This window comes from Janthinobacterium sp. BJB304, from assembly GCF_002735765.1.
GTDB lineage: Bacteria > Pseudomonadota > Gammaproteobacteria > Burkholderiales > Burkholderiaceae_D > Janthinobacterium.
The window spans coordinates 56,560-77,992 of the sequence record NZ_PDZN01000031.1 but is presented as its reverse complement, the minus strand read 5'-3'; the positions used below and the strand labels follow the sequence as shown (position 1 = coordinate 77,992).

The window sequence follows — 21,433 nt, the reverse complement described above, 5'->3', positions numbered from 1 at the left end:
GCTGGTTGTCGCGTGACTGGCTCTTGAGCCAGTTTGGCGCCACGCGCGACGAGGCGGTCGCCAACTATTCTCGGTTTGTCGCGGCCGGTATGGGTGAAACTAGTCCGCTCGCCCACACTTGCCACCAAATGCTACTGGGCGATGACGCCTTTGTTTCGGCACATCAGAAATCGCAGCGGTCCAATGCATTCAAAGATGCGCCAAGGCAGCAACGCCGCGCAGTCACACTGTCACTCGCGCAATATCAGGCCCGCTATAGCGACAGAGACATGGCAATGGCACGCGCGTATCTGTCTACCGCTTTTACCATGTCCCACATCGCCGCCGCTTTTCACGTCTCGAGCTAGACAGTCAGTCGGGCCGTATCGGCAATTAATAAAGCGCAACTTGCTGCAGATCGAGACGGCAAAGGTTGAGCTCGTGTACGAATGCCGGACCTGACCCCGCCCCACCGCCCCACGTGACCCCGCCCCACGCGCTCGGCCAATCAATAGCTTCTATGATAATTAGTTAATGTTCCATCAATGACATTGAACTGAGCAGATTTTTCCCCCCATTCAGAATCAGTCTCAAAACCAATACCCACACTTACAATTCCATTACTTTCCGATACTGAAGTGAATTGCGAACACTCCCCAAGAGGTGGCGCTTTAAATACCCGTTGAAGAATACCTTCATATGAATACAAAAGAAGATTTGATGAGCCAAACTCATCAAACCTACCAACAATTGCGATCAAGCTTTTACTCTTCAAGTTGGCAACCCCAAGCGGAGGCATTTTCATTTCAACTCTAATACTATTAGCATTGAAATCCCATGAAACAGTGGAATTATTATCCCAAACCGACCAATTTATTTTTAACATATCACACCCTTTAAATTATAACTCTATCAATCCGGCAATGGCACAGGTTGGCCAATGGGCTTCAAGTAATTCGTCCTTACATTCCACTTTATATCCAATTCAAGCTGCAATATACTTTTGTCACCGGGGAGAAGACGACCAGTCGTTTGATCAATCTGAGGACCTATCGGCCCTTCAAATGAATTAAATTGATTTGTAACCTCATAACGCTGCTTAAAAGAAATATCTGGCTTAAACTGTTCTGTTATAGCAAGTTGATTACGCGCAAACGATTTATTAGGGATATCCTCGAACGTACCGTATCCACCTGGCGGTCTCAATCCCTGCGCTTGATCTGCGTCAATTACCATATTAAACCTCTCACCTACCACCATTGGTCGCAGATTTAGATTTTTTTGATAGCCCAGCGGCCAAGGAGATTGATTTCCGGCCAAAGCTTCTTTTGTCAAAGCTTCCCGTTCAATGAAGGCTCCAAAATTACTGGATGCATTTCCTGCGCTGCTAGTTTCAACATTAACTCGAATCGTTTCACGTTGCGATGTTACAGGATGTGCCATTCCTCCATCTGATATTCCACGCAACCCAGAGTAAGGCTCATCTCCAACTAAAACCATTGGCCTCTTATTCAATAGAGTCTGATTTTCGATGGTCGAATTAGCCGAGTACGTTGACCTGACGTAAGTATTATATGCAGCAGACTGCTGTGCGTTTATATTCGCCGTAACGCTGCCTTTAATTAAAAATATTCCACCAGCAAGATTCAAAGCCCCTATACCAGTACGCATGAGTCCAGTGGAAAAAAGATTCCAATTGCTTTCCTTAAACCCATCGACCATATAATCTGACCCACCAATCAAATCATTTGGTGAATTTAAAAATCCTGAAGACATATCGTTATACATACCGGGAATGGCGGAAATCAACGCCGTCGTGCCATATCCTGCCCGCACATCCCATGAATTGCTTGAGTCAAGTGTTTCTCGCATTGAGAAACGATATACATCGCCAATCAATGAACGAGTTGGAGGATAGACATCGGGGCTACGCTGATCGGCATTGTTATTTTCATCGTTACGGGTAAATATTCGAACACCTTCAGTTGACGAATCGTAAGAAATACTCCTAGGATCCACCCCATCTGTACTTCCACTCGAAATCGCAATGTCAAATGTTTTATTACTTTCTACGGTGTAATTTTCATCACTATGCCCATCCCGTTGTTGAACTATCCCCATTACCGAGCCAAGAACTAAACTCCGAAGCTCCTCACACTTTGCGCCACTATTTCCTGTACATGCCGCCAATTCCGCATCGCGATCTGCACTGGTCAATCTCAATTTATTTGCCTTCTCACAGGCATCCGCATTACCTTTACCACCATCGCACGCAGCTTCCTGCTGGCCAAGCTCAAGAATTTCCTCATGCTTCAGATAATTATTCGCCACCTCATTTGCCGCAGCAGCCGCTCCCGTCGCCCCACCAGCGGCGGCGCCCACCGCAGCGCCCGCAGCCAGCGTCAACGCATCACGCAGCGTTTCAGGCATATCAAGTTGCTTCAGGTGCTGGGCGATGGCATCCGTCGACAACGCCGCCGCGCCTGCGCCCAAAGCACCATTGGTTCCGCCTGCAAGCCCGCCAATTGCCGTGTGCAACGCGACCCGCGCTAGCCCCCCCTCTTTCCAATTCTCTGTTAACTCAACACTTTGACGCGTTAACTCTGCGCTTCTTTTAGGATCGGTTTCTCGAAGCTTATATGCTTCATCTGCCAATGCAGTCGCTTCTTTCAGCTTATCGGAAGCATAGGTCCCCAGCTTCTCTGCAGCAGCTGCCGCAAACGCCGCCGTCACATCCATCGTCGCCTGCAGCGCTGCCTTGTCAAAATTATTGCCAATCTTACCGCTGGAATCCACTCCAGTCGTTACATCGCGGTTCAGATCGGAGATAGCTTCATCCGCTCCCTTGCCCGTCGCTGCACGCTGAGCCGCATCATCGGTGATGACCAGAGTGCCGCCACTGATGCCGCTACGCGTAGTACTACTAGCGTTCTCGCTGAGCGCGACAATGGCAGGCAGGCCTGCGGTGGTGCCGCCTTTACCGCCAACATTGGTCAAATTCTTATTCTCTTCGGTCTCCTTGCCCGCTACCGAAAAACCGCCCGACACACCCACACTGCTGCCCTTCGATATCGCATGGTTGGCAATGTCGCTATGCGTCAGGGTCGCGGTGGTCAAACTGCTATTCAGCTTGCCCGCCTCCGTGGCGCTGATGACGGCGCCCTTCAAGTCCGTATTGCCGCCCACCTTGATCTGGAAGCCGCCGTCCCCAGCCTTGATGCCGCTTTGCTCCTGCACGCTGGCGTAGTCGTTGTGCATATTGCTCTGGCTATAACTGCCGCTGACGCTGGCGCCAAAGCCGACGGTACCGCTGGCGGAGATGCTCTGGCTCTTGCTGTCGAACTTGGCCGTGTCCTGCAGGCTTTCCAGGTTCAGGTTGCCCTTGATGTCGGCAATCACCTGGTTGGCGCTGGCCACGGCGCCCTTGATGTTGGTGTCGCCGCCGCTTGTGACGATCAGCTTGTCGCCCGCATTCACATGCGTATTGAGCTGCGTCGTGCCATCGCCGTCCTCATGCCCCTTGCTGCCGCTGACGCTGGCCGTGAAGCCGAACGAGGTGCCCTTGGTGCTGACGATGGCTTGCACGCCCACCGATGCACTCATGCTTGAGCTCTTGCTGTGCTGGCTTTCCGTATCCTGCGCCGCCAGCAGGTTGACATTGTTATCGGCATGCAGGCGGATATCATTCTTCGCGTTCAGGTCGCTGCCCAGGATGTTGATGTTGCTATCCTTGCCGCCGCCCATGGCCGTGATGTTGATATTATTGCCCGTCAACACGCTGCCGCTATGCGTGGTGCTGGCCGTCGTTTGCGTCTGTATACTCTCCGAATGGCCCGCCGTCAGGCTGATGCTGATACTTGGCCCGCCTTCCTTCATCATGTCCTTGGCCGCACCATTCGCCGCCATCGCCGTGGTCGCCGCCGCCATGGCCGTGACACGGCCATCCTTGGCCGTGCTGGCCGCGGAACTCATGGTTTGCAGCGTCTGGATGGCGCTGATCACGCTGCCGCCCAGGGCCAGGGTCAAGCCATCCTGCGTCGTCTTGACTTCGAACTTGCCCTTCTCATTATCCTGCCCCGGCTTGATGGTAACGCTCTTGCCGATGATGTCGAGATCGGTGGCGGCAAGAATATCGCTGCCGCCTATCGCCACGTTATTGCCGGCAACCATCGTCACCGCACCTCCCGTGGCGCCGATCGAGCTGCGCGCCTCGCCGCTTTGCAAGGTGGCGTCCCGCTCCTGGTCCACGGTCGTGGTCTTGGTGCCATAGCTGAAGCCGATGCCGCCGCTGCTCATGAAGCCGCTTTTCTTGGTGCTGGAATGATGCAGCTCGTACACGGTATTGGTGGCCGCGTCGATCGTGATGTTATTACCCGCGAATAATTTCGTCGCATCGTCACTCAAGATGCTCGAACCCGTCACCTGCAGATCGCGTCCCGCCTGCACCGTCACGCTGCTGCCGCCAAGCGAGGTGCCGATCGCCGTGGTGGTATCGACCACGTCATGCTTGATGGTGGTGGTCTTGTTCCAGAAGCCCTTCTTCGTCGATTTGCTGGCGACATCGGTCACTTCGTTCTGGAAGCCATTAACCAAGCCGATGTCATTACCCGCCAACAATCCCAGCGCCCCGCCCGCTTGCACATCCGCTGCGCGCGCCAGCAGATCATGGCCAGCCTGCAAATTGACATTGCCGGCGCCCATGATCTGGCTGCCCACTTCGCCAGTCTTGCTTTCTTTGCGGTAATTGTCCGCGTTGCGCACTTCGTCGTGGGTCGAGGCGACGGTGACGGTATTGAGAGTCAGGTTATTGCCTGCGACCAAGCTAGTCTGGCCATTCACGCCGGCATTGGCGATGACGCCACCGGTCAGCGTCAAATCACGCCCAGCCTGGGCGATCAGCGTATTGCCTTCACCCGTGCCAGTCACATACAGGCCCGCCACCTTGTCGACGACGGTACTGGTTTCGCTATTGCCCATCCCTTTCTTGCTGGCATTGCTGACAGTGGTCGTGACGATGTTGATGTCTCGTCCGGCGCTTGCGATAAGCTTGTCTGTCGCGATCACCTGGCCGCCAGCATTATTGATATCATTACCGGCCAGCATGACAACCTGCTTGCCACCCAGCTCGCTGCCTTGGGTAGCACTCTTGGTCGAGCTGCTGCCATACCAGCTTTGACGCGTTTCTGTATCCCGTGCCGTAGAAATGTCGATATTGCGTTCCGCAGATAGCTGCAACGTTTCCGCTGCCTGGACATTTGCCGCTTTCAGCTGGATATCGTCACCAGCACTCAGGCGAATATCGCCGGCAGATGAAATAGTACTGGCGGTTTCTTTGCTGGACGTGTCGGTCATATGCCGCTGCCCAGGACCCGCCAACGTGAACTCACTACCGCTGCTCACCGTCGTGACGGCAATATCACGGCCGGCTGCGATGCCAATGCCGCCACCGGCATCCGTATTCACGACGGAAGCGCCCGCGATAGTCACGTCGCGCCCGGCAGATAACAGCAAATTGCCGCTGCCAGCCGATCCATTGCCAGTGACATAGAGGCCTGCAAGGTTATCCAGGCTGGTGCGACTGAAGCTGTTTTTACCATCATTGCTGCTGGATACCAGCGTGGACGTCTTCACGTTGATATCCCTGCCGGCACTGATTTGCAGCTCGCTATTGGCGGAAATGGTACCGCTGATGTTATTCAGGTCCTTCCTGGCATGGGCGGAAATGGCATCGCCAGTAATGCGCCCGCCCAGGTTGTCGATATTTTCCGCATTCAGCTTGACGATCGTGCGTCCGGCAATCGTACCGCTATTGGTCAAATCGCCTTCGAGATTCAGATTGACCTCCTTGCCTGCCAATAATCCGCCTTGGCCATCGATATCGCCCTCACGCACGCGCACATACACTTGCGGCGCCAGCACTTTTTGCGTGCTGCCGTCGGCCAGCACGACGTCCTGCTCAACGAGCCAGACAATATCGCTGGTCAGCCCCGCCATTTGCTCCGCTGTCAGCGCAATACCTGGACGAAGATCCCATTGCTTGGCAAAGGCAATGCCCTGGTCCATCAAGGCCTTGTACTGCTGTTCGTCGTTGCTGTAATCACCCACGAAACGCTGCCCGGTCAGCTCGGCGACTTGTTCGCGCACCAGGCGCTGCTCGTAGAAGCCGTCGCCGAGGCGCTTTTGCGTCACGGATGGATCGCTTTTTACCTGGTTGAGCAGATAGTCGGAACCCGTCCATTCGCGATAGCTGGCAAAGCGGGGATCGGTTTCCACCAGATAGCGGGACGATGGCGCGGAGCTCACTTTATACAGGCTGGCATTCGGAATCTGGAGCGATGAACCAGTGGTCCGCACCACTTGCGCACGCGTGGAAGGATTGCCCAGTTTCACCTGGGTAATGCCATTCATGCGCACCTGCCCCGCGCCACCGACAGCACCTGCGTGTGCCGCGCTGCCTGTCGAGGCTGCGATAGCCATGTCTTTCAGCGGGTTCAATCCGGTTGCGGCGCTTGCTTGCGCGCCATTGACACCGGCCAGTGCAGTCGACGCCAGCGTTGCAATCTCGCCTGCCCGGCCAAGCGTGCCGGCATCGGCAATACCGCCCGGCCCGCCCTGGCCCTGCACTTGAGCTGCCGCAATGCCAGCCCCGGCGACGGGAACGAGTCCCGTGTGCGAGTTGGCGTGGCTGCCGGCAATACCACTCAACTGAGCAGAATTCACCGTGCCCACAGCTCCAGCCTGGCCAAGGACGCCACCATGAGCGGCGCCGCCGGGTCCATTGCCGCCTGACACGACCGTGACCGAACCCGCAGACGAGCGAGATAACAAGACCGCATCAACGGCTGCGCCAGGCTGGCCAGTGCCCCTGGCCGCATCAACGTGAGCGCCAAACACCGTGTCAACGGCAACAGTGTGAGCCGCATCACCCGTGCGCGTGCTGCCCGTCGCACCGTGAGCACCCGACACTGCGGCTGCGCCTTGTGCGGCAACGCTACCTGCCGCGCCTGCCGATACATGGTTCAACGCCGACGCTTTGTCCGCTGCAAAGCCAGTCGCGCCATCAAGCTTGCTGTCTGGCGTAACGCCAACAGCCGCATCGGTGGTGGGATTGCCAGCGCGGTCAGTCTTCTGGACAACACTGCCGCCATCGACACGACTAGTTCCTTGACCGCTGACATCGGCTTTCTGGATTTCTGTCGCTTCCGCAGAGAAAGCCGAAGTACGCACATGCGCTTCCGCACCGGCTATACGTTCCGCCGCACCGCCAACGCCGTTTTTGACAGCACTGCCTGGTTTTGTGCCCTGGCCACCGGTATTGGCATTTCCTTCATTGCGCGACGTACCTACTGATACAGATGGGAGCTGTTCAGTAGCATCAATTTTTTCAACCAATTCCCGTTGAATACGCTTTTTATCTGAGCCTTCAAAATATGCCTGTCGGAAATGGGTAACAGTTCCAACGTCACGGACAGTTCGCTCTCCTCGAACAGTGATATTTTTCAGAACTGCTCGATCCATATCCAGTGTACCACCTGCAATAATGTGACTGTTATCGTTCACAATTGCGCTTGAGCTAATTCTTATATTGTTATTCGCAATAATTCGTCCTGGATCGGAACTAACGACAACGCTCTCATAGCTCGTACGAACTACCTGCCGATGCGTAAAAGTGGTAGTTCCGCTGGTTTCAGGAGTTTTTAGATAATATAAATCTGTAGGATAACTTCCCTCTACTATGACCAATAGTCCTGAAGTACCTTCCAAATATTTATTGCTCGATCCTTCTGCCTGATACTCAGATATTTTCTCCGTCGTCATCCGACCCTCCTCAAAAACCAGATGGTTATTGAGCACATTCACCTGACTCGCGCCCAGGTTCAAGCTCCCCAGCGCCTCGATCGTCGCGCTGGCATTCGTCACCGCCCTAGCCCAGCCCGTGGCGATGCGGTTGCCATCCAGATAACCGCCGATGGCCATATCGCCGCCGCTGAAGATCAGGCCGTGTTCGCGGTTATTGAGTGTCGTGACGCCGATATCGAGCCGCTCGCGCGCCGCGATGGTGGCCGCCACGCCGCCTTCCACGTCGTTGTTGACGGTGCCGCCACCGATACTCAGATGGTCGCCATAGATGCGGCCCGTGCCCATGTTGTTCAGCGTCCCCACGTTCAGTTCCGTGTTGATGCCGTCGATCACGCCACGGTTGTTCAATACTCCGCCGACGTTGACGCGCGTCGTACCCGCGTTGATGTCGCCCGTGAGCGTATTTTCAAAATTCGCGGCGCCCAGAGTCAGGGTGCTGCGCGCCTGGATCTTGCCAGCATTGGTCAGCAATCCGCCGATAGTGATACCGGCATTGCCATTGGCCATGATCTCGGCGCCCGCGTTCAGCGTAAAGTTGCCGGCCAGGTCCAGCGCCATATCTTGTTGTGACAGCACCTTGCCGTCGCCGCTCAAGCTGCCCGCGCGGATGTCGGTACGCAAGCCGCCGATAATGGTGCCAGCTGTATTGGTCACGGCCAATCCACGGCCGGGGCCGGTGTCCTGCAGCGCCAGCGCGCCGCCGGCGCTGAGCATGCCCAGTGTGTTGTTGATAATACCTGCGCTGTTGATCGCCAGGTTGCCATCGGCGCGCACCGCGCCCTGCACATTGCTGACGTTGGCGCTGTTCAGGGTCACATGCACGCCTTCGATGCCCTGGTTGGCGCCCATGGTGCTGGCATTGTCGATCGCGCCGCCGCTCACGGTGACGGCCGCGCCGGAGCGGATCAAGCCTTGCTGGTTGTTGATACTGCCGCCACCCGCGTTCAAGCCGATATTGCCCAGCACCTGGATTTGCCCACCCTGGTTCTGCAAGCCGCTCAGGGCTAGGTCCAGCGCCGATTTGCCGACGACCTGGCCGCCGCGATTGTCCAGCTGGCCGACGCTGCCCGTGATGTTGCCGGCCGCGCCCAGATAGCCGCCTGCATTGTTCCAGCTGCCCGTTTGCAGGGTCAATCCTGCGCCACTGCTGATGCCGCCCGCGCTGCCAGGATGGCGCACGGCATACGCGCCCGCATTGGTGTTGAGCAAAGCATTGCCGCGCGTGTCGATGGTCATGGCGCCGCCCGACTGCAGCAAGCCGCCATCGTTATCCAGGATACCCGTCTGCAGGTTGACGGTTCCTGTGCCCGCCAAGGTGCCCTGCGTATTGTTGAAGACCTGGCCGTGCGTGTCGAGCGTGACGTTCGCGGCGGCAATGGTGCCCTGCCCGTTCCACAGGCCGCCATTGCGCAGGATGATGTCGCCACCCGCTTGCAGGGTGCCGCCATTGTTGATGGTCGCACCCGTGGAGATCACTTGCAACTGGCCCTGTACCGAGGCCAGCTTGCCGCCGGCGCTGTTGTCGACGCTGGCTGCGTTCACGGTGATATTGCCCGTGGCGGCCAGCAAGCCGCCTGCATTGTTCAATGCCTGCGCCACATTTGCCGTCAGCTGTCCGCCCGCCGTGGCGCTGCCGCCCTGGTTCAGCAGGCTACCCGCGCCCAGCACCACATTGCCGCCGCCAGCGATGGCGCCGCCATGGCGGTTGTCGAGCACGTTGTTCGCCGTCACCGTCAGATTGGCCGTGCCAGCCGCCTGCAGCTTGCCCCCCTGGTTGTTCAGGCTCGGGGCGACAATCGTCGTGTTGCCATTGCTGGCGATCGTACCGCCACGGTTATCCAGGCTGGTCGTCAATTGAATGTTGGTATCACCTTTACCCAGCTGCGTCAGGTTGCCGCCACCATTGTCCAGAGTGCTACCCGTCACGCTCAGTTGCTGCGCGATGGTGCTGGCGTTGCGGTGGTCGATGGCGCCAGCTGTGACGACCAGAGCGCCATTGCCCGTGATCTGGCCGCGCAAGTCATTGAGCTGCGTGGCTTGCAGGCTCAAGGTACCGCTGCCCGCGTGTTCGATCTTGCCATCCGTATTCGTCAGCGTGGCTGCCTTCAGGGTCAAGTTGGCGCTGTTGACGGCGATGCGTCCACCCGTGTTGTCCAGCACGCCCGCTGGCGCCGTCAGTTCGATGGCCGTATTGCCGGCACCCGTCAGCACGATGCTGCCTTGCTGGTTGTTCAGGTTGCCCACGCCAACATTCAGCTGGCCGGCGCTGATATCGCCGCGCTGGTTGTTCCAGGTCTGGCTATTCGCGCCGGCCGTGATCGTCAGGACGCCCGGCGTGGTGACCACGGCGCCGCTGGTGCTGACATCGCCTGCGCTGGCCGTCAGGCTGATATTGCCGGCGCTGCTGCGGCTGCCGCCCAGGTCGACGCTGCCGCCGCGCAGGACGGCATTGCCTGCCGCCAGCACTTGCCCATGCGCGCCCAGCGCCTGCTGCGCCGTGACTTGCAGGTTGCCGCTCGTCTGCAGGCTGCCGTCGGCTTTCACGCCCGCGCCGATCAGGCTGCCCGCGCCGCTATCGATACTCTTGGCACTGATCGTGTTGTTGCCCTGGGCCAGGATCACGCCGGCATTCTCCAGCGCCCCCGTCACGGTCAGTACCTGTTCTGTGCCGGCAAACAGGCTGCCGCTGTTGCGCACGCTGCCCGCCGTCGTCGTCAGATTGCCGCTGGCAACGATGCTGCCCTGCTCATTGAGCAGCTCGTCCATCGTCAATTGCGCATTGCCGCCCGCCGCTTGTAACTGGCCCAGGGTGTTGTCTACCTTGCCGCCAGCCACGGTCAAATCGCGGCCGGCAATGAGCACGCCGCTGGTATTGTCCAGCTTACCCGTCGCCGCCACATTGACATCTTGCGCAGACGCAATACGGCCATGGTCGTTCAGCAAGGCGCCCGTTTCCACGCGCACGTTGCCATTCGCTTCGATCTTGCCGCCGCTATTGTCCAGGCGCGTGCTGGCCAGCACCGTTGCCGCACTCGTGCCCAGTTGCGTGATCTGCCCCTGGCGATTGTCGAGGATGCCGGCTGTGACGTTCACCTGCTGCGCCAGCAGGCTGGCATTGCGGTGATCGATGTAATTGGCTGCCACCTGCAGCGCGCCATTGCCGGTGAGCTGGCCGCGCTGGCCATACAGATTCGTGGCGCGGATGTCCAGCACACCCTTGCCTGCGTGTTCGATCTTGCCATCGGTATTCGTCAGGTCGCCCGCCTGCAGGCGCAGGTTAGCGCTGTTGACAGCGATGCGCCCGCCCGTATTGTCCAGCTTGCCCGTTTCGATGACGGTATCGCCCGTGCCCGTCTGGATCACGGTGCCTTTGGCGTTGTCCAGGTTAGCCACGCGCAGGGACAGTTGTCCCGCGCTCAGGCTGCCGCCCTGGTTCACCAGTGCCTGGCCATTGGCGGCATTGGCCGTAATGGCGAGCAAGCCGTTGGTCGACACGACGGCCTTGCTGGTCGTCACATTGCCCGCCATGGCCGTCAAGCCGATATTCGCCGCGCTGGTCTGGCTGCCGGTCACGTCGACCGATGCGCCCGTCAATTGCAACTGGCCCGCCGCCATGTTCTGGCCACCAGCTTGCAAGGCGCCGGCCGTTTTCACCGTCAGGTCGCCAGCCGAGGCAAAGCTGCCATCGGCGCGCATGCCCGCTGCCAGCAGGCCGTTGCCGCTCAGACTGCCCGCCGTGATCGTCGTATTGCCCAGCGCGGCCAGCGAGCCTGTATTGCTGAGCAAGCCGCCGATCTCCAGGCTCTGGTTGCGCCCCGCATACAGCACGCCAGCGTTGAGCACGTCGCCGGCGACCTTGGCCGTGATATCCGTACCCGCGCTGAGCGTGCCCTGCGCATTGCGCAGGCTGGCCGCATCTAGGCTCAAGGCGCCCGTGCCTGCCTGCAGCAAGCCGCGCGTATTGTCGATGGCCCCGCCCAGGTGCAGATCGGTTGCCGCCGCGATCACGCCATCGGTATTGACGAGCGCGCCAGTGCTGGCGATGTCGGCGGACGTTGCCGAGGTGATCTTGCCCTTGGTATTGTCCAGGCTGCCGGTCTGTACCGACAACACGCCGTTGCCGGCCATCTCCCCATTCGTATTATCGAGCTGGCCCGTGACGGCAACCGTCATGCCGCCCGCGCCCGTCTGCAGCAAATGGCCGCCCCGATTGCTCAGGCTGTCTGCCTGCACGCTCAGGGTGCGCCCCGTGGTGGTGGCGTTGGCGTGGTCGAACAGACCCGCCTTGAGATCGACGGCGCCATTGCCGATGATACTGCCGCCGGTACCCTGCAAGGTGGCCGCCGTGATGGACAGGGTGCCGGCCCCCGCATGCTCGATCTTGCCGCCCGTATTCGTCAGGGTGGCCGCGCCCAGGGTCAAATTATTACTATTGACGGCGATGCGTCCCGCGCTATTGTCCAGCTTGCCCGTCTGGATGACGGTATCGCCGGTGCCCGTCTGTATCACGGTGCCTTTGCTGTTGTCCAGGTTGCCCATGTGCAGGTCAAGCTGGCCTGCCTGCAAAGTGCCTTCCGTGTTGTGCAAGGTGGCATTGGTCGTGATGTTGAGCGCGCCTGGCGTCGTTACGACCGCCTTGTTCGTACTGACGTCACCTTGTGTTGCCGTTAGGCCGATATTCGCCGCGCTGGTCTGGCTACCGGCCAGATCCACGCTGGCTCCTGTCAGGGTCGCCTTGCCCGCCGCCAGGTTCTGGCCATGCGCGGCCAGCGTTTGTGTAGTGCTGATCGTCAGGTCGCCGGCCGCCCCCAGCTTCCCATCAGCCTGCATGCCGGCGCCGAGCAGGCTGCTTGCGCTGCTGTCGAGGGTTTTCGCCGTCAGGTTGGTGTTGCCCTGTGCCGCGATCACGCCCGTGTTCACGACGGCACCTGTTGCGGTCAGGGATTGATTGCCGGCCGCATACAGGCTACCTGTGTTGTTCAGGCTAGCCAGTGTCGCGTTCAGATTGGCGCCAGCAAACACGTTGCCTGCGGTATTGTTCAAGTTCGCCACATTCAGGGTGGCGTTGCCGGTCACGGCTTGCAATTGACCCTTGGTATTGTCGATGTCGCCACCGCTCAATGCCAGGTGACGCCCTGCCGCCACCGTGCCTTCCGTGTTGTCCAGGCTGCCCACGTTCAATGTGGCATCCTGCGCCGCCACGATGCGGCCTGTGCTGTTCAGCAAAGTGTTTGCCTTCACCAGCGCATCGCCGTTACCTTCGATCTTGCCGCCCGTATTGTCCAGCTGGCCGGTAGCCGCCACCGTCATCAAGCCAGTGCCCGTCTGCGCCAGACTGCCGCTGCGGTTATCCAGCGTGCCGGCGTTGACCGTCAGCTGATTCGCCACCGTCGTTGCATTGCGGTGGTCGAAGGCGACTGCCGTGATGTCCAGCTTGCCATTGCCCATGATCTTGCCGAACTGGTTGTTGAACTGGCCCGCGTTGATGGCCAGGATGCCGGCGCCTGCGTGCTCCAGCTTGCCGTTGACATTCGTCAACACCGTCGCGTTCAAGGCCAGGTTAGTGCTATTGACGGCGATGCGGCCAGCCGTGTTGTCCAGCTTGCCCGTGGTGATGACGGTGTCATCGGTGCCCGTCTGCACGATGTCGCCGCTGGCGTTGTTCAGGTTGGCCACGTTCAGCTGCAACTGACCTGCCACCAGCTGGCCCTGGCTATTCACGAGCGACTGGACGTTATTTGCATTGGCCATAATGGCCAACACGTTGCTGGCGGAAATTATCGCCTTGTTCGTCAGTACGTCGCCGCTGCGCGCCGTGATGCCGATATTGCCAGCGCCCGTCTGGCTGCCCGACATATCCACGCTGGAACCCATTAGCACGGCGCTGCCCGCCGCCAGGTTCTGCCCGCTCGCCTGCAGCACGCCATCCGCGCTGATGGTCAGATCGCCTGCCGTACCCAGGCTACCATCGGCTTTCACGCCAGCGCCCAGCAAGCCACTGCTCGTCACTTTACCAGCAGAAATATGTGTGTTGTTAACGGAGGCTATCGACCCCGTGTTGTTAAGCAAGCCACCGACCGTCAATTGCTGGTTGCGGCCCGCGTACAGCAGCCCCGTGTTGTTCAGGTCACCACTGATTTTGGCCATCAGGTCCGTGCCGGCGCTGAGCGTGCCCTGCTGGTTCAGCATGGTCGTGGCATCCAGACGCAAGGTATCCGCTTGCAATACGCCTCGGGTGTTATCCAGGGTAATACCGCCAACATGCAAGTCAACAGTCGCTGCAATTACGCCATCGGTATTGTTCAGTATGCCCTTGCTGATGATGTCTGCCGACGCGGCCGAGGTGATGCGACCCTTGCTGTTGTCCAGCCCGCCCGCCTGCAGATTCAACGTACCCGCACCCGCGTGCTCGATCTTGCCGTCCTTGTTCGTGACGCTGACGGCATCGATGTTCAAGTTTGTGCTGTTGACGGCGATACGGCCGGCCGTGTTGTCGAGACTGCCGGTCTGAATGACAGTACCGCCTGTGCCCGTCTGCAGCACCGTGCCCTTGGCATTGTCCAGATTGCCCACATGCAGATCCAGCTGGCCCGCCTGCAATGTGCCTTCCGTGTTGTGCAAGGTCGCGTTACTCGTGACGTTCAATGTGCCTGGCGTCGTGACAACCGCTTTATTCGTGCTGACATCGCCCGTTGTTGCCGTCAAGCCGATGTCGGCGCCGCTGGTCTGGCTGCCCGCGATATCGACGCTGGCACCGGTCAGATTCGCGCTACCCGCCGCCAGATTCTGGCCATGCGCGACCAGCGTTTGCGCGGTATGGATCGTCAAGTCACCAACCGCGCCCAGCTTGCCATCGGCCTGCATGCCGGCGCCGATCAGGCTGCTTGCGCTGCTGTCGAGGCTATTGGCTGTCAGGCTGGTATTGCCTTGCGCCGCGATGACGCCCGTGTTGGTAATGGCGCCTTTTGCAGTCAGGGATTGATTGCCGGCCGCATACAGGCTGCCCATGTTGTTCAGGGTATCAAGCGTAGTGGTCAGATTGCCACCGGCAAACACACTGCCTGCCGCATTGTTCAGCTTGCCGACGTTCAAGGTCGCATCGCCTGCCACGACTTGCAGCTGGCCTTTGCTATTGTCGATGTCGCCACCATTCAATGCCAGATTGCGCCCTGCGGCCACGATCCCCTCCGTGTTGTCCAAGCTGCCGACGTTCAGTGCGGCATCCTGCGCCGCCACGATGCGGCCCTTGTTGTTCAGCAACGTATCCGCTTTCACCAGCGCATCGCCATTGCCTTCGATCTTGCCACCCGTGTTGTCCAGCTGGCCCGTGGCGTTCACCGTCATCAAGCCCGTGCCCGTCTGCGCCAGGCTGCCGCTGCGATTGTCCAGCGTGCCGGCGTTGACGGTCAGCTGATTCGCCACCGTCGTCGCATTGCGGTGATCCAATGCGGCAGCCGTGATGTCAAGCTTGCCATTGCCCGTGATCTTGCCGAACTGGTTGTTGAACTGGCCCGCGTTGATGGCCAGGATGCCGGCGCCTGCGTGCTCCAGCTTGCCATTGACATTCGTCAACATCGTGGCGTTCAAGGCAAGATTGTTACTGTTGACGGCGATGCGGCCTGCCGTGTTGTCCAGCTTGCCCGTGGTGATGACGGTGTCACCGGTGCCCGTCTGCATGATGTCGCCGCCGGCGTTGTTCAGGTTGGCCACATTCAACTGCAGCTGACCGCCCACCAGCTGGCCCTGGCTATTCACGAGCGACTGGGCGTTATTTGCATTGGCCGTGATGGCCAGCACGTTGCTGGCGGAAATCAACGCCTTGTTCGTCAGCATGTCGCCGCTGCGCGCGGTAATGCCGATATTGCCGGCGCCCGTCTGGCTGCCCGACAGATCAATAACCTCGCCCGACAGCACGGCGCTGCCTGCGGCCAGGTTCTGCCCGCTTGCTTGCAAGACTCCATCGGCGTTGATGGTCAAGTCACCCGCCGTGCCCAGGCTGCCGTCCGCCTTGACGCCGGCGCCCAGCAAGCCGCTGCTGGTCACCTTGCCAGCAGATATAGTGGTATTACCAACGGAGGCGATGGAGCCGCTGTTGTTCAGCAAACCGCCGACTGTCAATTGCTGGTTGCGGCCCGCATACAGCAGGCCGGCGTTGTTCAGGTCACCGCTGATGCGCGCAGTCAGGTCCATGCCAGCGCTCACCGTCCCCTGCTGGTTCAGCAAGGTCGCCGCGTCCAGACGCAAGGTGTCCGCCTGCAATACGCCACGCGTGTTGTCCAGTGCGATACCGCCGACCTTCAAATCAGTGGTCGCAGCAATCACGCCATCCGTATTGTTCAGCGCACCCTTGCTGACGATCTCTGCCGACGCAGCGGACGTGATGCGGCCCTTGCTGTTGTCCAACACGCCTGCTTGCACGGACAAGATGCCTGTTCCCGCATGCTCGATCTTGCCCTCGGTATTGCTGACGGTGATGACATCGATGTTCAAGTCCTTGCTGTTGACGGCGATGCGCCCCGCTGTATTGTCCAGATTGCCAGTAACGATACTCGTATCGCCAGTACCCGTCTGCAACACCGTCCCCTTGGCGTTGTCCAGGTTTGCCACGTGCAGGTCGAGCTGGCCTGCCTGCAAAGTGCCGTCCGTGTTGTGCAAGGTGGCGTTGCTCGTGACGTTTAATGTGCCTGGCGTCGTGACGACCGCCTTGTTGGTGCTGACATCGCCCTGTGTCGCCGTCAGGCCGACGTTGGCGGCACCGGTCTGGCTGCCGCTGATATCGAGCGTGGCGCCCGTCAAGCTAGCATTGCCCGCCGCCAGCACCTGGCCGTGTGCATTCAGCGCTTGCGTGGTGCTGATCGTCAGGTCGCCGGTTGGGCCCAGCTTGCCATCGGCTTGCATGCCGGCGCCGATCAGGCTGCTCGCGCCGCTGTCGAGGCTATTGGCCGTGAGGCTGACATTGCCCTGCGCCGCGATCACGCCCGTGTTGGTCATGGCGCCTTTTGCAGTCAGGGATTGATTGCCGGCCGCATACAGGCTGCCGGTGTTGTTCAAGGTATCGAGCGTAGTGGTCAGATTACCGCCGGCAAACACGCTGCCAGCAGCATTATTCAAGTTCGCAGCGTTCAAGGTGGCATTGCCCGCCACGGCTTGAAGCTGGCCTTTGGCATTGTCGATGTTGCCACTATTCAATGCAAGGTTGCGCCCTGCGGCCACAATCCCTTCGGTATTGTCCAGGCTGCTCACGTTCAACACGGCATCCTGCGCCGCCACGAGGCGGCCCGCGTTGTTCCACAACGTGCCAGCTTTCACCAGCGCATCGCCATTGCCTTCGATATTGCCGCCCGTATTGTCCAGCGAGCCGGCGGCATTGACGCTCATCAAACCGCTACCCGTTTGTGCCAGGCTGCCGGCGCGGTTATCCAGCGTGCCGGCGTTGATGGTCAGCTGATTGGCGATGGTGGTCGCATTGCGGTGATCCAGGGTCGCGGCGGTGATGTCGAGCTTGCCATTGCCCGTGATCTTGCCGAACTGGTTGTTGAACTGCCCCGCGTTAATGGCCAGCACACCCGCCCCCGCGTGTTCCAGTTTGCCATTGACATTCGTCAACACCGTGGCGTTCAAGGCAAGATTATTGCTGTTGACGGCGATGCGGCCGGCCGTGTTGTCCAGCTTGCCAGTGGTAATGACCGTGTCGCCTGTGCCCGTCTGCACGATGTCGCCGCTGACATTGTTCAGGTTCGCCACGTTCAGCTGCAACTGACCTGCCACCAGCTGGCCCTGGCTATTCACCAGCGACTGGGCGTTGTTCGCATTGGCGGTAATCGCCAGCAGATTGCTGGCCGAGATGACGGCTTTATTCGTCAGTACGTCGCCGCTGCGCGCGGTGATGGCAAGGTTGCTTGCCCCCGTCTGGCTGCCCGACAGATCAATAACCTCTCCCGACAGCACGGCGCTGCCCGCCGCCAGGTTCTGCCCGCTCGCTTGCAGCACGCCATCGGCGTTGATCGTCAGATCGCCCGCCGTGCCCAGGCTGCCGTCCGCTTTCACGCCGGCGCCCAGCAAGCCGCTGCTGGTCACTTTACCGGCGGTAATATGGGTGTTGTTGACGGAGGCAATCGATCCCGTGTTGTTCAGCACACCGCCTACCGTCAGTTGCTGGTTGCGACCCGCATACAGCAGGCCGGCGTTGTTCAGGTCTCCGCTCACTTTGGCCGTCAGGTCTGTGCCGGCGCTCACTGTCCCTTGCTGGTTCAGCAAGGATGCCGCATCCAGACGTAAATTATCCGCCTGCAATACGCCGCGCGTGTTATCAAACCCGATACCCGTCAACTGCAGCGCCTGCGTGGCGGCAATCACGCCGTCCGCATTGTTCAGCGCGCCTTTGCTGACGATATCCGCCGAGGCAGCCGACGTAATGCGGCCCTTGCTGTTGTCCAGCACGCCCGCCTGCACTTGCAGAGCGCCATTGCCGGCGATGCTGCCACGCGTATTGTTCAGGGTCTGCGCCACATCCACGCGCATCTGTCCTGCCCCCGTCTGCTGCAGGGTGCCATCGCTGTTGTCCAGCTGGCTGGCCTGCACGGTTACTTGCTGCCCCGACGTGACGGCATGGCGGTGATCGAGCGTGTCCGCCTGGATATCAACCAGACCATTGCCCGTCACCTTGCCCCGTTCGTCATCGAAGCGCGTTGCTTCAATGTGCAAGCTGCCCGTGCCCGCGTGTTCGATGCTGCCGTCGCGGTTAAGCACCTTGTCGGCCTGCAGCGCCAGCTTGGCGCTGTTGACGGCGATGCGGCCGCCCGTGTTGTCCAGGGTGCTGCCTTGCAAGGTCGTGTCGCCATTGCCCGTCTGAATCAAGGTGCCGCTGCGGTTATCGAGCGATCCCGTTTGGATATCCAACTGCCCCGCGCTCAGGGTGCCGCGCACGTTGGACAAAGCCTGGCTGCTGCCGGCCGCCGTCACGGACAGCAAGCCGGAGGTCGTCACCAGCGCGTTATCGGTGACGATGTTGCCAATACCGGCATGCAACTCGATGGCCGCACCGCCCGTCTGGCTGCCGCTCAGGTCGATGGTGGCAGCGTGCAGGCTGGTCTTGCCGGCAGCCAGGTTTTGGCCATGCGCACTGATCGCTTGCGCAGCCGTCAGTTGCAACTGGCCGTTGCCGACCAGGCTGCCGTCGGCGCGGATGCCTGCACCCAGCAGGCTGCCAGCCGTGCTGTCGATGCGGCTGGCATCGATGCGGTTGTCGCCTTGCGCAGCGATGACTCCGCTGTTGCTGACGGCGCCGCTCACCTGCAGCGCCTGGCTGCCGGCCGCATACAGGTTGCCGCTGTTGAGCACTTCGCTGGCCTGCGTGGCAAGGTTGCCACCAGCAAATACGCTGCCGGCCGTATTGTTCAGCTTTGCCACCGTCAAGGCCGCATCGCCCGCCACTGCCTGGATCTGGCCGCGCGTATTGTCCACGTCGCCACTGTCGAGGCGCAGTGTACGGCCCGCCGCCAGGGTCGCTTCGGTGTTGTCCAGAGCGCCTGTCGACAGCGCCACATCCGTGCCCGAGACGATACGGCCTTTCTGGTTTTGCACATTGCTTGCCTGCACAGTCAGCGCGCCATTGCTTTCCAGCGCGCCGCCGCGGTTGTCCAGCCCGCCGCGCACCTGCACATGCGTGTCGCCCTGGCCGCTCTGCGCAAGGCTGCCGCCCCGGTTGTCCAGGGTAGCGGCATCGATGCTGAGCTGCCCCGCCACCGTGCGCGCATCGCGGTGGTCGATGTGCTCGCCCGTCAGCGCCATGGCGCCATTGCTGACGATGCTGCCGCGCTGCAAATTGATGTGCGCCGCGCCGATTTCCAGCGCGCCCGTGCCCGCATGCTGGATCGTTCCGTCCTGGTTGCTCAGGCTGGCGGCTTGCAGGCGCAAGGCCTGGCTGTTCGTGGCGATGACGCCGCGCGTATTGTCCAGGCTTCCCGGTAATTGAATCGCCAGGTCGCCGGCGCCCAGTTGCATGATCTGGCCGCCCACGTTCGACAGGTCATGCGCCTGCACGCCCAGTTGTTGGCCCGTCAGCTGCGCCGCATCGCTGCGCACGGTCCGCGCCGCGTCCAGCTGCAGGCGTTCGCGCGCACTGACCTGTGCCCGGCTGGCGTCGAGATCGCCGGCACTGGCGCCCAGGCTGACGTTTCCGCCCGACACTTGCGCCCCAGCAATATCCAGCTGGCGTGCCGCCAGGCTGCTGTCGCCGCCTGCCACGGCCGTGCCATGCACGGCAACGGTATCGCCAGCAGAAACGTTCAGCTTGCCACTGGCGGCCAAGGTATTGTCCAGATTCAGGCCGGCCGCCAGCACCGAGCCGGCCGTGGCATCGACACGCGCAGTGGCGCCCGTGGCATGCACGCTGACATTATTCTGCGCGCCGATCACGCCGCTGTTGGCAATATTGCCCTGCGCCTGCACCTGGCTGTCGCCGCCCGCATACACGGTACCGCTGTTGGCCACGTCACCCGTCACCGCAATGCTGGTCTGGCTGCCGTTGCCGGCCGACTGGATGTTGCCGCTGTTGCTCAGCCAGCCATTCGATTGCAGCACCAGGTTGCCGGCCGTGGCCGCCATCACGCCCGCGTTACGCACGCCCAGGCCCGCTTCCGTGCCGATCAGGGTGATTTTTCCCGCATACATGCCGCCCAGTTGCGCCACGTCCAGCGCATACGCCGGGGCCGGCCCCACGCCAGCAGTCCCGCCCGCCACGCCATGCGCCGCATCGATCTGGTTGCTACCCGTCACCACTTTCAATTCCTGCGCCCAGATGCCGCCGTTGATCTGCGCGGCGCGCGCCAGGATGGCCGTGTAGTCGCTCAGCGACGTGTCCAGGCCCCGCCCGTTGATGCTGACCACCCCGCGCTGCACCATATAGCCGTCCAGGTTGCCGCCATTGAGGATCGGCGTGCCCGTCGTCAACACCACCCGGCTGGCGTTAATAAAACCGCCGCCGTCGACGGCCACGCCGGCCGGGTTGGCGATGACGACCTCGGCCCGTTGGCCCGCCACCTCGACATAGCCGCGCAGCTGGCTCGGGTTGGCAGAATTGACTTCGTTGAGGATCACGCGCGCGCTGCCGCCCGCCAGCCACGGATTGCCTTGTACCCAGCCGCCCGTCTGCGTCTGCACGTTGCCGCGGCTGTTGTTAAGGATGGCGCCATTGGCCGTCACGTCGAACTGGCTGTAGGTATTGCGCGATACGCCGGCCGCGCTCGGCGTCTGGATATTCACCTGCGTCACGCCATTGGCGCTTTGCACCACGGTCGGACGCTGGCGGCCCGGCGCGTTCGGATCGGCCACGATCTGCCCCATGGCCGGACCGGACACAAAAGCCACCATGCCCAGCGCGCCAAATATGGCCAAGGCCAGCGGCCGCAATCTGCCATTGAGCCCACCGCCATCGCCCTCAAATACGCCGCTGTCCAGGCCGCCTTCCCCTTTGGCTGCCTTGCCTTGCGAGGAAGCGTTTTCAGCGACGACCATCAGCTGGCCACGGCGTTTATTGAAGATGATGCGGTACAGGTTCTTGTTCATGAAATGTCCTAATGACAATCAATTAATG

General features: G+C 60.5%; 2 protein-coding genes and 1 pseudogene. 1 reads left to right on the top strand and 2 read right to left on the bottom strand.

Annotation, left to right across the window (positions count from 1 at the left end):
* A pseudogene (locus tag CSQ95_RS29900) lies at positions 1–347 on the top strand (addiction module toxin RelE); the annotation flags it as partial.
* 140 nt (positions 348–487) lie between these two features.
* On the opposite strand, the gene CSQ95_RS29440 reads toward CSQ95_RS29900, so the two are convergent.
* A complete protein-coding gene (locus CSQ95_RS29440) occupies positions 488–865 on the bottom strand; it encodes a hypothetical protein (protein ID WP_143450098.1) in 378 nt (125 codons plus the stop codon).
* A gap of 26 nt (positions 866–891) precedes the next feature.
* Entirely contained in the window at positions 892–21,405 is a 20,514-nt protein-coding gene (locus CSQ95_RS26825) for a hemagglutinin repeat-containing protein (protein ID WP_099411695.1), read from the bottom strand.
* Positions 21,406–21,433 lie beyond the last annotated feature (28 nt).

Excerpts from the sequence above, each read along its gene's own strand:
- CSQ95_RS29440 (WP_143450098.1), bottom strand. The coding sequence starts at position 865 with ATGTTAAAAATAAATTGGTCGGTTTGGGATAATAATTCCACTGTTTCA.
- CSQ95_RS26825 (WP_099411695.1), bottom strand. The coding sequence starts at position 21,405 with ATGAACAAGAACCTGTACCGCATCATCTTCAATAAACGCCGTGGCCAG.